This is a genomic window from Pseudoalteromonas phenolica (genome assembly GCF_005886345.1).
GTDB classification, from domain to species: Bacteria; Pseudomonadota; Gammaproteobacteria; order Enterobacterales; family Alteromonadaceae; genus Pseudoalteromonas; species Pseudoalteromonas phenolica_A.
Genome location: NZ_PNEC01000004.1, coordinates 142,043 through 158,100, shown reverse-complemented (window position 1 = coordinate 158,100; position 16,058 = coordinate 142,043). Strand labels below are relative to the sequence as shown.

Annotated in this window: 11 protein-coding genes, 7 tRNA genes and 1 pseudogene; 5 read left to right on the top strand and 14 right to left on the bottom strand. The window is 40.3% G+C overall.

Features of this window, described 5'->3' with window-relative positions:
* Nucleotides 1-34: 34 nt before the first annotated feature.
* Both mltF and CWB72_RS02840 read left to right on the top strand, forming a co-directional pair.
* Complete coding sequence (gene mltF / locus CWB72_RS02845; protein WP_138629104.1) at nucleotides 35-1,405, top strand: membrane-bound lytic murein transglycosylase MltF; 1,371 nt, start codon at nucleotides 35-37, stop codon at nucleotides 1,403-1,405.
* Between the two features lie 115 nt (nucleotides 1,406-1,520).
* Nucleotides 1,521-1,700 (top strand): hypothetical protein, encoded by a 180-nt coding sequence (locus CWB72_RS02840; RefSeq protein WP_138629102.1) that lies wholly within the window; start codon nucleotides 1,521-1,523, stop codon nucleotides 1,698-1,700.
* Here CWB72_RS02840 and tadA read toward each other — a convergent pair.
* On the bottom strand, nucleotides 1,688-2,197 hold the full coding sequence (gene tadA, locus CWB72_RS02835; protein ID WP_130255233.1) for a tRNA adenosine(34) deaminase TadA: 510 nt from the start codon (nucleotides 2,195-2,197) through the stop codon (nucleotides 1,688-1,690). The two genes, CWB72_RS02840 and tadA, sit on opposite strands and share 13 nt — an antisense overlap.
* 419 nt (nucleotides 2,198-2,616) lie before the next feature.
* On the opposite strand from tadA, the gene CWB72_RS02830 reads away from it, so the two are divergent.
* Nucleotides 2,617-3,921 (top strand): inosine/guanosine kinase, encoded by a 1,305-nt coding sequence (locus CWB72_RS02830; RefSeq protein ID WP_130255232.1) that lies wholly within the window; start codon nucleotides 2,617-2,619, stop codon nucleotides 3,919-3,921.
* Nucleotides 3,922-4,014: 93 nt separating this feature from the next.
* Here CWB72_RS02830 and glsB read toward each other — a convergent pair whose 3' ends face one another.
* From glsB to CWB72_RS02780, 10 genes are all read right to left on the bottom strand, one after another.
* Entirely contained in the window at nucleotides 4,015-4,923 is a 909-nt protein-coding gene (glsB, locus tag CWB72_RS02825; protein WP_138629100.1) for a glutaminase B, read from the bottom strand.
* 212 nt (nucleotides 4,924-5,135) lie between these two features.
* Nucleotides 5,136-5,495 carry a ribosome hibernation-promoting factor, HPF/YfiA family gene (gene hpf, locus CWB72_RS02820; protein ID WP_130255230.1) on the bottom strand — a complete coding sequence of 120 codons (360 nt, stop codon included), beginning with the start codon at nucleotides 5,493-5,495 and terminating at the stop codon, nucleotides 5,136-5,138.
* A gap of 716 nt (nucleotides 5,496-6,211) precedes the next feature.
* Nucleotides 6,212-8,167 (bottom strand): discoidin domain-containing protein, encoded by a 1,956-nt coding sequence (locus CWB72_RS20715; RefSeq protein ID WP_138629098.1) that lies wholly within the window; start codon nucleotides 8,165-8,167, stop codon nucleotides 6,212-6,214.
* A gap of 575 nt (nucleotides 8,168-8,742) precedes the next feature.
* Nucleotides 8,743-8,818 (bottom strand) — tRNA-Phe (locus tag CWB72_RS02810).
* Nucleotides 8,819-8,864: 46 nt separating this feature from the next.
* Nucleotides 8,865-8,940, bottom strand: a tRNA-Thr gene (locus tag CWB72_RS02805).
* Nucleotides 8,941-8,955: 15 nt separating this feature from the next.
* Nucleotides 8,956-9,031: transfer RNA gene (locus CWB72_RS02800), tRNA-Phe, on the bottom strand.
* 33 nt (nucleotides 9,032-9,064) lie between these two features.
* A tRNA-Thr gene (locus CWB72_RS02795) sits at nucleotides 9,065-9,140 on the bottom strand.
* A 14-nt stretch (nucleotides 9,141-9,154) separates the two neighbouring features.
* Nucleotides 9,155-9,230: transfer RNA gene (locus tag CWB72_RS02790), tRNA-Phe, on the bottom strand.
* 124 nt (nucleotides 9,231-9,354) lie between these two features.
* Nucleotides 9,355-9,430, bottom strand: a tRNA-Thr gene (locus CWB72_RS02785).
* A 15-nt stretch (nucleotides 9,431-9,445) separates the two neighbouring features.
* A tRNA-Phe gene (locus tag CWB72_RS02780) sits at nucleotides 9,446-9,521 on the bottom strand.
* 315 nt (nucleotides 9,522-9,836) lie between these two features.
* Between CWB72_RS02780 and CWB72_RS20830 the strand changes: the two are divergent.
* Nucleotides 9,837-12,338 (top strand): annotated as a pseudogene (locus CWB72_RS20830) (ATP-binding protein); the annotation flags it as partial.
* A 930-nt stretch (nucleotides 12,339-13,268) separates the two neighbouring features.
* Nucleotides 13,269-13,601, top strand: coding sequence for an Hpt domain-containing protein (locus tag CWB72_RS21195; protein ID WP_436409841.1), 333 nt, complete (start codon nucleotides 13,269-13,271; stop codon nucleotides 13,599-13,601).
* 92 nt (nucleotides 13,602-13,693) lie between these two features.
* Here the strand turns inward: CWB72_RS21195 and CWB72_RS02770 are convergent, their stop codons facing one another.
* From CWB72_RS02770 to CWB72_RS02760, 3 genes are all read right to left on the bottom strand, one after another.
* Nucleotides 13,694-13,876, bottom strand: coding sequence for a hypothetical protein (locus tag CWB72_RS02770; protein ID WP_138629094.1), 183 nt, complete (start codon nucleotides 13,874-13,876; stop codon nucleotides 13,694-13,696).
* 26 nt (nucleotides 13,877-13,902) lie between these two features.
* Nucleotides 13,903-15,132, bottom strand: a complete 1,230-nt coding sequence (locus CWB72_RS02765; protein ID WP_138629092.1) for a DEAD/DEAH box helicase — start codon at nucleotides 15,130-15,132, stop codon at nucleotides 13,903-13,905.
* 92 nt (nucleotides 15,133-15,224) lie between these two features.
* Entirely contained in the window at nucleotides 15,225-15,917 is a 693-nt protein-coding gene (locus CWB72_RS02760; protein ID WP_130256999.1) for a DUF3581 family protein, read from the bottom strand.
* Nucleotides 15,918-16,058 lie beyond the last annotated feature (141 nt).

Genomic DNA, 16,058 nt, shown 5'->3' with positions numbered 1-16,058 from the left:
TTTAGTTTTATTAATAATCTCACGCTTGGTCTTCATGCAGTTAAAACCATTGCTTACACTCATCATTTTTATGTGGGTTTTAGTCGGATGTGATAAACCGCCTATGACACAGCTTGAGCGCGTGCAACAAAAGCGTGAATTAAAAGTAGGTACTCTGGCAGGACCTGCTAATTTTTATCAGGCACAGCAAGGCGAGCAAGGGTTTGAATATGAGTTAACGCAAGCGTTTGCAGACTCTCTTAGCGTCAAACTCAATATCGTGCCGTTTTACAGCCTACCTGAACTTTTTCAACGCTTAGACAATGGTGATTTAGATTTTATTGCCGCCGGACTCAGTTACCACCCACAACGTGGCGAGCATTATCGCTTTGGCCCAAGCTACCGGGCTATCAGTCAAAAGCTAGTTTATAAACAGGGTCCAAGGCGACCTAGAAGCTTTGCTGAGCTTGAAGGCCCTATCACAGTTTTAGCAGGGTCTAATCACTTAATTAGCTTACATGAAGCGAAAAAAATATATCCTAATATAGAAATACACGTTGTTGATGATGTGGATGAAGAAGAGTTACTACAAAACATCATTGACGAAAAAATCAGCTACACGATTGCTGACTCGCACTCTCTTGCCCTTTTTCGCCGCTACCACCCAGAAGTTAGTATTGCTTTTTCGGTCACAAAACAAGACTCAATCAGTTGGATAATGCGCAAAGACTCCGATGACTCACTTTACGCACTACTGATGCCTTTCTTTGACAAAGTAAATCAGAATGGAAAATTAGCAGAGCTTGAAGAAAAGTACTTTGGTCATGTGGAAACATTTAACTATGTAAACACCCTCGCCTTTGTCGAAGCGACCAAAAAGGTACTGCCCAAATACAAAGCATGGTTTGAAAAGTACTCTGAAAAAAACAAACTAGATTGGCGATTACTTGCAGCTTTAAGCTATCAGGAGTCAATGTGGAAGCCGCGTGCGAAATCACCAACTGGGGTACGTGGTATCATGATGCTTACGCAACCAACGGCGAAACAAGTGGGTGTAAAAAACCGCCTTAAACCTGAGCAAAATATTAAAGGGGGTGCTATTTATCTTCGCAAACTGATCAAACGTGTCCCCAAGTCCGTAAAGTACCCTGACAATGTTTGGTTCGCGATGGCGTCATATAATGTGGGTTGGGGGCATGTGAATGACGCGCGGAAAATTACAGAGCAACAAGGTGGCGATCCCAGCCGCTGGGCCGATGTAAAAAAACGACTACCACTGTTGATTAAAAAGCGCTACTATCGGAAAACACGATATGGATATGCACGCGGGGATGTAGCTGTTCAATACGTTGATAACATCCGCCGATATTATGATGCGCTGGTTTGGTTAGACGAAAATGGCGCGCTCGCTTCCGAAAGTAAATAAAATGACCCAATCGGTCTATTTGTCACATATTTGCAATCATTCCCTGTAATTCTTCCAGTCGTAAATACCAAATTTTTACTGGTATAGTTTAATCTCTCACAATTAGGAGGTGCCGATGCTTAAAAGACGTCGTACTCACCAATTTAAGCGTAACACAGCGCAAACTTCTCCAAATCGCAGACGTGTTATGACAAAAAACTCGCACAAAAAAGTGCTTAGTCGAAGAAAAGCATTCGCCATTATGCAAATGGATGAAATAGCTAACAAAGAAGAAACTGCAGCTCAGTCATCTTGAGCTGCTTGTTTTGCTAACCTTTTCGCTTCTTTAATCTCTTTTCTACGGCGACGAAAAAACGCCGACAACTTCTCGGCACACTGCTCGGCCATTACGCCTGAAGTCACTTCTAACTGATGATTTAATTTAGGCTCTCTGACGATATTCATTATAGACCCTGCAGAACCTGTTTTTGCATCAGCTGCGCCATACACTAAGCGTTTAATTCGACTATGAACGAGTAAACCTGCGCACATAGGACAAGGCTCTAGGGTGACATATAAAGTGCAATCTATAAGACGATAATTCTCGATTTTCTTACCAGCTTCTCGAACGGCCATCATCTCGGCATGAGCTGATGGGTCATGGTTACAAATTGATTGATTCCAACCCGCACTTACTAGCTCTCCGTTCTTAACCAACACAGCCCCAACTGGAATCTCATTCTGCTGCTCAGCTTTGTCAGCATATTCTAGCGCCTTTTGCATCCAGTATTGATCTTGCTCGATTTCTGTCATTAGTGTCTGTTACTGCTACTATTTAGGAAGTTTAAGCGCAAATATACCACATTTAATTGCGATATTTGTCGATTTGGCATGGCTCAAGCTCCCGCATTTAGGCTATAATTCGCCGCTTTTTTTATTTCTTGAGCTATTATACCCGAACAATCTCAAGATAAATGACTCAGAGCGTGGCGTTCTGTTTCAGTTCGAGGAAAAGGACGCAGCGTAATGACTGGTCCTTTCCAAGTTCTTTGACGAAGAAATGGGACTGAAGACGCGCTCCGAAGGCGAGCTTGATTGGCTTTCCTACTGCGTTGTCGATTTTCGGTTTAGTCCACTAGATCTTCAAATCGATGCCTTGCCTGAAAGCCAATCAATTCTCGCTGAGCCACGTATCTTGAGTTAGTTTGGGTATACACACACACGGGTAACACATGAAATTTCCGGGACGCCGCAGGCATAAACATTATTTTCCTGTGGAAGATAAAGACCCACTACTAGATCAAATCAGTAGTGAAGATAGGTTAAAACGCAGTTACATTTGCGGCATAGACCAAATAGTTGTCGATATCGAAGCCAAAGTTGATCAAGCATTTCTTGATGAATTTGGCCTGCAACGAGGTATGTCACAAGTCATCGAAAGTGAGGTGACGAACGCGTTATATGACCGTCTTAAACGCGAAAATATGATCGATTATGAATTTGCAGGTGGTACCATAGGTAATACCATGCACAATTACTCGGTGTTAGCCGACGATCGCTCAGTATTGCTTGGTGTAATGAGTGAAAACATAAAAATTGGTAGCTACGCATACAAGTTTTTATGCAATACCTCTAGCCGAGTCGATCTGGATTATTTGCAACCAGTTGACGGCCCTATTGGTCGCTGCTTCACATTAATTGACGATACAGGTGAACGTACTTTTGCGATCAGCCCTGGCTTAATGAATCACTTAAAGCCTGAGTCAATTCCAGAGCAGCTTATTGCAAATGCTTCAGCACTGGTGATTAGTGCCTACCTAATGCGTACATCTGGTGATGAAACGATGACGGAGGCAACAATTCAAGCGGTTAAGTACGCCAATGAAGCCAACGTTCCGGTTGTTTTATCACTTGGTACCAAGTTTTTAATTGAACAAGATCCTAAATGGTGGGCTGAGTTTGTTGAAAAACATGTCGATATCTTAGCGATGAACGAAGAAGAAGGTGAAGCAATCACAGGCTTCAGCGATCCGCTATTGGCAGCAGACAAAGCGCTTGATTGGGTTGATCTTGTTATCTGTACCGCAGGCCCTAAAGGCCTAGTAATGGCAGGTTACGTTGATGATGAATTCAAACGTGAAACAGAATACCCGCTGCTACCTGGTGCAATCGCTGAATTTAACCAGTATGAATTTTCGCGATCGATGCGCAAAGATGCATGTGTTAACCCGATTAAAGTTTATGCACATACAGCACCTTATATGGGTGGCCCTGATTCAATTAAAAATACCAACGGTGCGGGTGACTGCGCATTAGCTGCGGTATTACACGATTTATCAGCCAACGAATACCATAAAATGAATGTGCCAAATTCAGCCAAGCACGAGCACACCGCGATTACTTACTCATCACTAGCTCAGATCAGTAAGTATGCAAACCGTGCAAGTTATGAAGTTTTAGTACAGCACTCTCCTCGTTTATCGAGAGGATTACCAGAACGCGAAGATTCATTAGAACAGGCGTACTGGGAACAATAATCTAATTAGCACTAAAACAAGTAAAATTTATGAAGCCGACTAATCAGTCGGCTTCATTGTATTTATGATTGCATACTAATTATTTAGTAAATTTTAATGGTTAATATGCTCAGCAAGGTATTCTAATGCGGCAATTCCAGCAACCGAGTTACCATAACTGTCTAAACCTGGAGACCAGACCGCTGCAGTAAATTGCCCCGGCAATACAGCAATAATAGTACCCGAGACACCTGATTTTCCAGGCATGCCAACGCGATAAGCAAAGTCGCCGGCTGCGTCATAAAGGCCACTGGTAAATAATAACGAATTGAGTTGTTTCGTTTGTTTTGCCGATAACACTTGCTCACCACTTTGCAAGCAAAACCCCTTATTACTTAAATAAGAAAACGTCTTAGCAAGCTCAATTACATTCACCTCTATGGCGCAGTAATTAAAGTAACTCCAAAGCACTTTTTCGACGTCATTATCAAAGTTACCAAAGGACTTCATTAAATAAGCCATAGCAGCATTGCGATACCTATGCTGATATTCAGAGTTAGCCACAGTACGATTGATCACAACATTACTGTTACCTGACTGAGCTCGAAACTTCTCTAGTACAGCATGAATAGGGGCGCTCAAACGAGAGAAAAGTGCATCGGCTGTAACGATAGCACCAGCATTAATAAAGGGGTTTCTTGGTTTACCTTGCTCGAACTCAAGCTGAGTCAATGAATTAAAAGCGGTTCCAGATGGCTCTTTACCAACACGTTGCCACAAATCATCACCATAACGTTGCAATGCCATAGTTAACGTGAGTGCCTTTGACACCGATTGCACTGTAAATTTATTGCTGACATCTCCAGCCGAAAATACTTTGCCATCAGTGGTTTGTAGCGCAATAGCAAATTGACCTTTTTCTTGCTCGGCCAGCGCAGGAATATAGGTCGCAACTTCACCTTGATGAGAGAAAGGCTCAACATGCTGGCATGTTTTTTCTAATAAGATTTGATAATCAAGCACTAAATAAAGACCATAATTTTTTTCACAATATATCCGAAGTTAAAGCGCCAAAACACCAGTCGATATTCGTAACTAACAATATTATTTCAATACAAAAATCTAAACTCTAAACCAGCTCTTTCGATTAAATCGTTCAATTTTAAGAAAAGACATTAGGCATAAACGAAACAAGCCCGATAAATCGGGCTTGTTTCGTTATATTTACAATAAACTTATTGGCTTAAGTTCATCTCTTGAATAATTTCGTGGGCGATAGGTGGAGTGGTACTCACTGGTTTTTCATGCCTATCTGCTTTTAATTGGCCTTTTCTATGTTTTAAGGATGCATCTAGTTTTTTCGCGGCGTTTGCAATTGCCGGATACATAACTTCACCTTCTCCTTTTACCGCTACGCGTGCACCTTCATAGTTAGTACTAATTTCAGTATAAAACTGGTTGTGCTCTTTGCTAATGATGATGTCTAAGGCTATCAATGAAGGAAAATGCGTTGCGATTTTGGCAAACTTTTCTTGGACATGCTGTTTTACTGCGTCGGTTACATCTACGTGATGACCAGAAAGATTTATTTTCATAGGGTATCCTTTTTTTGTTTACCTCAACTACAGTATTGAGGGCAAAATTGGATTTCACAAGCAAAAAAATAGAAATTTTATTTTAATGAGAATGTCACTTGATTCAGATCAGCGCCACGTTATAAGTGCCCAAAAAGCATACTTTCATCTATGATTTTGAGTTGACTGAGGTTTATTTGCTAGAAATGAAAAAGCCTCGCTATTGCGAGGCTTTTCAATGATGGTGCCCAGAGGCGGAATCGAACCACCGACACGAGGATTTTCAATCCACAGCCTACAGAATCTTAAACTACTGATTTTCCTAACAAAACCAATCCGAATTTTCCTATTATTTTCGTCTGGGTTAAATCAGTTAGTAAATAAAACCTAGAAACTCTATGATTTTTAATAAGTTAGAATATTCTAGATAATCGAAAAGTCTTCACTGAAAGATAATGCCTTTTTTGACACTACTTTTCAATGCTTTGTTTTTTAGTGCTTGGTTCACTTGGCGATAAAGGGTCAACAATTGAGTATCCTCTTCTGTACACTCTTTTCGTTGTTGAAGTATTCATGTGGCCCAATAACTCACTAGCCTGTGAGGTATTAATACAGTCAGATGCAACCTTAGCTCTCAAATCGGGTGACCAAATTCCATTTCTGGTTATATAATGAAATAGTAGGCTTACTTCTCCAAAAATTAGGCCACATGTAGCGCGGCCTAATTATCACCCAACTTATTTTACAAAGTAAAATAAGGTGTTTTGTTCTGCGCCACTATAAACCCCATTATTATATGGCCATTGATCGAATTTTACATTATGTTGATATAAAGATGCGCCAATCGTCAAATAACCGTCTCCTCGACTTGAAGATTTTGTACTTATGCTGATGAAGGAATAATCCAAACCGGAGAGGCTGCATCCAGTTCCTTCATTTTGCCATAGTACACCAATGTCGTAAGGTACAACTGGTTGGCTCAGGTCTTCAGAATTATTTAAAGAAACACAGTTACCATTAATAAGCTTAGCTTTGCTAATTTGTGATATGTTTGAGTATTCATCCATAAACATCATACCGACAGTCATACTTTTACGAACTGCACCCCACTCTTCAATAGGTAATACACCAGTTTGATTTAGTGTAACTGGAGTAGTAATTTTAATGTCTTCTAGTGCATCTTCGTGATGTGCAACCAGAGTCCAACCACCGCCATTTAAAGTCATCTCACAATATGCTTCAAACTCTGGATTACCACCATCACCGTCTGGATCAATCAAATAAAACCCTGAAACTGCAGCCGAATTATTTAATCTTATAGACTCGCAAGTTTTAACATTTATTGGGGCTGGTTCTATTGGTAAGTCTGGATCTGTATTTCCTTCTGTTACAAAACCACCAAAGTATTCTAGCTCACCTATTACACGGTAACTATGCCCTTGAGTTGTCTCAATTTTTAGTCTTATATATTTACCAATAGCTGGCTCAGTTAAGTAAATAGTCTGATCAAGACTCTTATCAAGAGTGAATGACTCATGATCAATGAATAAGCTGTTATCATTAGATACTTGCAATGTTACATTTCTCACACCCATACCTGGATCTGACGCAGCTGAATATAAAAGCACTCTAAACGAATCAATGTATGCTTGTTTTGAAAACTCAACTTGAAGCCAATGATCTTGCGCATAAGTAGTAAGCCAGATACCACGTTTAATTCTTGAAGCGCTATCATTGTTTATCTTGACCGAGTTATTGTATCCATCAAATGCTCCTGAAGGGCTATCCGCATAATATGTATTACTTGCAGTATATGAAGATTCATTCAGGCCATTTGTACCAATTAAAGCTATGTTCCCAAGTTGCCCCGTCGTTTCTCCTGCCTCAATTTTATAATGAGCACCTTTGTCCAGCCTCAGCGCCATCGTATCTTTACCATAGTGTGAAATATCCTGACCAAATAAATTATTTTTTATAGTGAGAATATTTATTACTTCTAGTAAGTGACTCGTTTCACTGTCTTTTGACTGCTCTTCTTGGACAAAAATCTTACCATTAACAGTCTGAAGCCCGTCTTGGTTTATAGCTTGTTGAATAAAATTATATGCTTCCCCAGTGTCTATATTGCCACTTCTAGTTTTACTATAAACTGCAAGATAACCAATAGTTTCTGATGCATGACTATTTCCCGCCTCTTGCTCGTTTAACGAAACCCCAAAAGTTAAACTTGTACTACTTGAAACTCGAAGCGAGTAAGCATCGGGGTCGTTTTGGGTTTGCCCAGTCAAAATTACTGCTGGAGAGTGGTCGAAACTTTCTTGAAAAAACTGTTGCTGAGTACCATTCTTAGTATCAAACTTTCCGACTTCCCAGATACTTCCATCATTTAAAACATGCCTTCCTTTTTCTACCACTAAAAAAGAAACAGTCTCTTCATCATGAAAGCCGTCTAAATAAGGCCACTCCTTGAATTGAACATCAAAGCTTGAGTCAGTCACATTTGAAATTGAAATAACACCCGCATCGCTGTCATTAAGTGATGGAATAGAGTGAAAAACGACTGGCTCTATATAACCATTAATTGGCACAGTTATTTTTTGATCCGTCACAGTAATATTTTCGATTAGTGTGAATGCGTGTAAATTGAAAGATAAGATAAAAATTGAGGCAAAGAAGCCTAAGTGTTTGAACATATTCCCTCCTATATAAGTGTTCAACCAAGGTCAATATACACATTCAGAACAAAAATCAAAGACTTACAATAAATTTAGACTTAGAACATGTAAAGGTGGGCTGCAGTATTGCTATTCATATGACTTAATTTCATTTTCAACGACCGTTCTTTTTTCGTTAGTGCCATTTGGGGAGCTTATCTATATCTCTAAGTAAATACTGAATTTTAACTCATCAGATGTATAGGAGTTCTCAAAATCAATACTAAGTTACTTTCTTCAGCTCTGATTTATTTATAACTGGAGTTTCCATTGTTCTTTCTTTTGCCTCATCTAAACAAAGTAACTTTTAGGTTAAACGCTAAAAACAAGAGATGCCTAAGGCTAAAATAACTAATATCAATAAGTAGAAGTATTAATTGAAGCTGCGTTTGAAACATAAGTCGCCAGACTTATAATGTGTTTCAACACAGTTTTTGCTTTCTGGCGTTCGCAAAATCGTCTCCGTCATTCGCGACGAAAATAAAATTTTATAGGGAAATAGTGTTTTTGTAGGAAAAGGGTAATTTAAAATCTAGCTGGAGGCTAAGGGAAAGTGGTGCCCAGAGGCGGAATCGAACCACCGACACGAGGATTTTCAATCCTCTGCTCTACCGACTGAGCTATCTGGGCAAATTCTTAATGAATTTAAGCTTAGTTTTACTTCTAAGCGAGAAAATGGTGCCGACTATCCGAGTCGAACGGATGACCTACTGATTACAAGTCAGTTGCTCTACCAACTGAGCTAAGTCGGCAACACCGAAAATAAGTGGTGCCCAGAGGCGGAATCGAACCACCGACACGAGGATTTTCAATCCTCTGCTCTACCGACTGAGCTATCTGGGCGACTTGCTTAGTTTTAATTCCTAGCATAAGAAATGGTGCCGACTATCCGAGTCGAACGGATGACCTACTGATTACAAGTCAGTTGCTCTACCAACTGAGCTAAGTCGGCAACACCAAAAATAGTGGTGCCCAGAGGCGGAATCGAACCACCGACACGAGGATTTTCAATCCTCTGCTCTACCGACTGAGCTATCTGGGCAAAATTTATTTTGCACTAAACACCCTAATGGATTTTCAATGCTATTCCAGAAAGCTCTATCGAACGAGCTACCTGGGTAAATTCTTAATGAATTTAAGCTTAGTTTTACTTCTTAGCGAGAAAATGGTGCCGACTATCCGAGTCGAACGGATGACCTACTGATTACAAGTCAGTTGCTCTACCAACTGAGCTAAGTCGGCAACACCAAAAATAAGTGGTGCCCAGAGGCGGAATCGAACCACCGACACGAGGATTTTCAATCCTCTGCTCTACCGACTGAGCTATCTGGGCAAAAACATCACCGAAACGATTAATCTTGGTAACCATCTGGGCGTGCGGCGTATTAAACGAGTTTTGCCCCTTCAAGTCAACCCTTTTTTTAAAAGCAACGTTTGCTTGCTTAGTTTTCAACCACCAATAGTAAAGTTTGTACAAACAGTGTCTTAATTGCTCAAAAGTACGTCACTAAAAAGAGATAAGCATGCTTAAAGGTTGAATGGAAAATGCTTAAAAACGGCGAGCTTTAATAACAAGACAATGTTACGATTGGGTACTTAATAAACCAATAATAATCAAATTCTAGAGCAGTTAAATCGGACCTTATCAATGTCAAACTCTGAGAATATAAAACTATCAGGCTTTTTACCTCTGGTGCTAACAAGTATATTAACTGTTGGCTCTATTTGTGCTGCAGCCGCTTACTTTCTTCCTAAATCACAACAAGCACCACAAATTGATTTTGCCAATCAAGCACAACAGCTTTCTGAACCACTTGCAAATACTATTATGAAACAAGGGTTCAGTCAGGTTAAGAAGTTACTGGCTGGTATTTCAGAGGCCGATCCTAATACCCAATATTATTTATATAGTATGACGGGTATGGCAGAGCCCGCTCTCATCTTCCAAAGTAACGAAACAGCAATTGCACCAATTTCACAAGTGAAGCAATTTAAAGTTGGCAACACGCTCACTGTTCATCAACCTTTAAAGCTTGATGGACAATATGTTGGCGAATTGGTTATACAGCACAAAGTAAAAACCAGCAGTAACACAAGCAATATCGCATATGGTTTATTTGCACTGGCTTTATTGATGGCATTTGGTTTCGCACTTTTTGCACAGCGCCGCCTCGCTCAACAGCTTGCGACTGACAAGCAAAAGCTAAAATCAGAACTTAAAAAGGTGACAGAAGAGCAAGATTATAAAAGGTTAATTGATAGCAACTTAGGATTTGGTTTTGACGAAGTAGCTCAATCTATTAATGATGTACTACAACAAGTGCAGACTTCGATAGACAATAATCAAACTTCTGAAAAAGAGCTCAAGCAGCTTCAAACTAGCTTAGAAACAGAAGTACAAGCTAGAACACTGGCACTTGAAAAGGCGACTATGAACGCCGAACGTGCCAATGAAGCCAAAACGACTTTCTTAGCGACTATGAGTCATGAGATCAGAACACCGATGAATGGTGTTATTGGTACAATTGATTTGTTACGCCAAACAGATTTAGATGGCGCACAACATCGCCTCAGTACCATCATTCGTGATTCAGCTTTCTCTTTGCTGGGTATTTTGGACGATATTCTAGACTTCTCTAAAATTGAAGCCGGCAAACTACAAATAGATAACACCGCTTTTTCTGTGACAGATACCATTGAAGAAGTTGCACGTGTACTTTCTTCTGTTGCTAAAAAGCGCAAGCTTAACCTACAGCTTTCTATTGCACCTGACATCCCTAAAAACCTTGTTGGTGATAACATTCGTGTGCGTCAGGTTTTGTACAATTTATGTAGCAACGCCATTAAATTCACAACCACAGATGAAAACCGCCAAGGTTTTGTGAAAGTATCCGTTGAAGTGGCGCAAAACACCTCTGAACATTACACATTGCGTTTCTCCGTTACCGATAATGGTAAAGGTATGACGCAATTGCAATTAAGAGAAATATTTAACCCATTTATTCAAGCCGAAAACTCGATTACTCGAGAATATGGTGGTACTGGATTAGGTCTATCAATTTGTAAGAGCTTAATTGAGCTAATGCTTGGTTCAATTAATGTCACCAGTGACCTTGGTATGGGCAGTGAGTTTGTAGTAGAGCTGCCATTTAGTACCGACGGCAAGGTTGAGTATGCCAACAAAGCCGTTATGGCCCAAAAGCCGGTCGTGGTTTTAACGAATGATTCTGCACGAAAAGCAATTTTATGCCGCTACCTTTCATTTATGGGGGCAAACACCTACGCCATAGACAGCATTGATGAAGCTGAAGAGTTTCAACACACAGCCAATTTGATTTGGGTGCTCGACGGTCTTGATGGCATGGCACCTGTCAATGATCAATTACGTGCTTTGCTCTACTATCTAGAGCAAAACAAACAACAAGTCATTGTTCTAAGTACAATGGACGAATCTGCGCTTAACCATAGTAATATTTTCTATTTGAATGCAGCGCCATTATGCAAAAGCAGCTTTATGACTTCTATAATGGTGGCCGCAGGCTTACATAAACCAAAACAGCTCAAACAAGCCAAGACATTTAATAACTTCTTAAATGTTGATAAAGCCCGTGCCGAGAATAAACTGGTGCTTCTTGCTGAAGATAATGTGCTAAATCAGCAGGTTTTAACAGACCAACTTCACTTACTTGGTTATGGTGTAGAAGTCGCCGAAAACGGTGAAGAAGGGTTAGCGATGTGGAAGAAAAACCACTACCCAATCATTTTGACTGACCTACACATGCCAAAAATGTCTGGTTATGACATGGTGAAAGCAATACGCGAAGAGGCTGAAAAGAGCGATGATATCAAGGCCCAGCCTTATATTATTGCAGTAACAGCAAATGCCTTAAAAGGTGAAAAAGAGCGTTGTATTGCAACCGGTATGAACGACTATATTACCAAACCAATCGAATTAAATGTACTGGAAGCCACATTAGCTAAATGGCAGCCTGAAAAGCACATACAAATGTCAGCTTCGCAGGAAGCTAGCGATGATGATTCAACTCTACCTATTGATAATAAAAAAGAAGTATCAGACGAACTTTCTACTTCTACCTCTCAACAAACACAGAGTGAGAGCGAGCAATTTGAAGATGTATCTGATACGCCTCTTGATGACCCCAAAACTGAGATACCTGATGTAAATTCAGCTTTTGACTCTGACCTGAATTGGACAGAAGCAGTACCTAAACAACAAGCTGTGATAGAAGAAGATGTCCATACTATAGATATCGATGCTTTAACCGAAACAGGTAATGATCATTTGTCGTGGCAAGAGCCTGAAGTAGAAGCGACAAGATCTACAACTACTCATGAAGGTAATTATGATCTTGATTTATCATTACAGTCTCAGGAAGCCGATAATTTGGAATGGCAAGAAGAAACATCATCTACACCTACTTCACACTCTCCATCTGAAGAGACTTTAGACCTTAGCCAATTTGCTGAGAGTGACAGTGATTTAGAGTGGAAAGATGATGCCAACAGCACACCTGTTGAAGAGTTTGAGCATGAAGTCGATATCAATAGTATTGAAGTAGGCAGCCAAGAAAATATTGATTGGCAAAATCTCAATGATATTGATGACACTGCTTCAGCCTCTTCTGAAGATAAAACAGAAACTGCGATAACAGATACTTTAACTGAAGAACTTGAAGAAACTGAACAGGTTGAATCTGCAACTCCTTCTCAGGCAAACGCTTTAACCGGCTCTTTAAGTAGCATTTCATTAGAATCAACTTGGGAAGCAACACCTACAACACAGGCTTCTGATGATACTATTCCAACACCAAGTTTTGGTTTGGCGCCGGAGGGGACTTCGCAAGATGCGCTTAACCCAACAAGCACTCAAGTAGACACTGCACCTGAAATTAAAGTGCTTGTTGAAGATATAGTAGAAGTTGATACCCCTAGTGAAGTAAAACCTATAGAGCCAGAATTTAGTGAAGTTGAGGCTTCTACCGAAAGTGATTTACCTGCTGAAGAAAGTAGTGAAGAGCCGCAAGTCGATATATCAACACTCTCTGTAGTCGATATTGATATGTTTGATAAATACGTCAATCACGATGAAGCAAAAAAGCTGCGCTTCTTTAGAATGTACCTCGAACAAAGTAGTGAGTTGATCCGTGATATTTTTGCCAATGTCATGACGCGCGAACAAGACAAGATCATCTCAGACTGCCACCAGCTCAAGTCGATTTCAAAGACCGTGGGTGCTATGCAAGTGGCCGAAATCGCGATTCAATTCGAGCAGGCATGTAAAGACCGCGAATTAAATATTGATGAGCTAATTAGTTTTAGAGACAGATTAGACGATTACTACACCGATGCGATGATGTTCATGCAAGACTTCATCAAGCAACGCTCAGAGTAAGCCTGCAGAATATAAAAAGCCCGCTAGTTCTAAACTGCGGGCTTTTTTGTAGCTGTTTTATTGTGATTAGCTTTAACTAAGCAAAGTTCAGGTTAACTACCATGCCAAAGCATATAAAGCAGTTTAATCACCAAAGACACCATCACTAAAGGCAAAATATATTTACTATACTTTTGCATCTTGTGTAGCCCTAAGCTCTCTTGATAACGCTCTAGTAGTGGGATCAAAATCAATAAGCTGACAATTAAACTGCCAATTATAATCAGTACATTCATAAAAACTCCTGTTTTACTTCGTTAGGCTACCTTCTTCTACGTTGGCGCTGACCAAGCACTCGTTTTTTATCTCTGTCTTTGCGTGCTTTATTGGTATTCTTACGGTTATCTTTGACCTCTCGGGTCAAGTCAGGTTCAAAACCACTTAGCCATTGTGGGGTTAATCGCTCATCTAATAACACTTCAAGTTCTTCAAGTAGCCACTGCTCATCTTGGCTGACTAAGCTAATAGCCTTACCCGAGCGCCCTGCTCGTCCTGTACGACCAATTCGGTGAATATAATCTTCTGCCACATAAGGTAGCTGAGCGTTAATCACGTAATCTAATGTGCTGATGTCTATACCACGCGCTGCAACATCAGTGGCCACAAGCACACGTACCTTACCCTCTTTAAACTGAGTTAACCCTTTATCTCGAGCGCCTTGTGATTTATCGCCATGAATTGCACTGCTCGGCAAACCATCTTTGATTAGTTCTTTAACAAGGCTGTCAGCTTGCGCTTTAGTGCGAGTAAACACCAACACTTGCTGCCAATTATTCTTACCAATTAAATAGGCAATGACAGCAGCTTTCTTCTCTTCATCAATGGCATAAAAAGTTTGCTCAATCGCCTCAACGGTGGTGTTTTGCTTCTCTATGCCTACACGCTTAGGATCTGATAACCAACGGCTAGCCAGCTTCTCAACACTTTCATCTAAGGTTGCAGAAAACAGCATGGTTTGTCGTGAGTCTGGCGCATGGCGCATAATACGTTTTATCTCACCAATAAAACCCATATCTAACATTCTATCTGCTTCATCAAAAACCAAATGCTGAAGTTGATTAAGTGACAAAGTACCTTTAATTAAGTGATCGAGTAAACGCCCTGGGGTTGCAACAACAATATCAATGCCTGCCTTCAATCGTTTCTCTTGAGGGCCAATATTTGCACCCCCATACAGACACACCACTTTTAAATCAGTATTGGCTGCATATTGCTGAGTATTCTCAGCGACTTGTTGCGCAAGCTCTCGCGTTGGCGCCAAAACCAGTGCCCTAACTTGACCAAGCTGTGTGTCATCGCACAACAAGTTATTCAGGATCGGTAACATAAACGCCGCCGTTTTACCTGTACCAGTCTGTGCAGTCGCGATGATGTCTTTGCCTGTGAGTGCAAGTGGAATAGTCTGCGATTGAATATCAGTTGGTTTTTCGAACCCGAGTATTTCAAGTGCAGAATAAATGGCTGGTGCCAAAGAAAAAGAAGAGAAAGACATAGAAACCGCTGCGATAAATTAAATTGAGCGCAGTATAACAAAAACGCGCCTGAGGCGCGCTTTGTGGTGATATTGTTTATTATATTATTACTTTAAAGCGTTGCTTTACGCTCATTGTAATAAGCAATCAAGTCATCGATTGCCTGTTGGTCATAGGCTTTAATGCCAGATACTAGCATGTGCTTTTCGCCACGACCGACTTTTTTACCTTCACTGATGAAGTTAAATTTAAGAATGATTTTGCCACGCTTACCTTCGTATTGGAATTCAGGTGTATCTGTTTCTAACTCAACCGACTTTACATTGATATCATCAAAATGGATCGCCATTGACTCGTAAATTACCATAGGGCGTGCAGGATTGATCATCACCTCTTTTTCACCCATCACAGGCACTATCATATGCGGGAAAGTTGTGCCCGAGAAAGCCACGTAATTTTTAGTTAAGCTTTCAATTAAAGTTGGGCATTGGCTTGTTTCACCATCACGTTTAACTGATAACATCACTTTCTCATTTGATGTTACAGCAAACTCATCTGCCGCTTCAGGGAATTTAAGTTGTGACGTTTCATCAACCATGCCTTCAAATTTGAAGTTCATGTTCTCACTTACACCATAGCGCGATAATACCAATGAAAATAATAAATCACCTGGCACACAAAACTTCTTCGCATCAGCATCATGTAATGGGTTAAAGTCATCTGCTACTTTTTTAGCGAATTGGCTACCCTGCTCACGTGTGATCGTGACAAATTCAGCATCTTGTTGGTAGTAAGGCGTTAACATACATCTAGTTCCACAACTTTAAGGACGGGCTATAGTAGCAGAATAAAATGTTAGAGAGGTCGTATCTGTTGTGAAATTGACAAAAAAGCACCAATAAAAAAGCCACTTTGATACAAAGTGGCTTTTAAATAGCTTAAAATC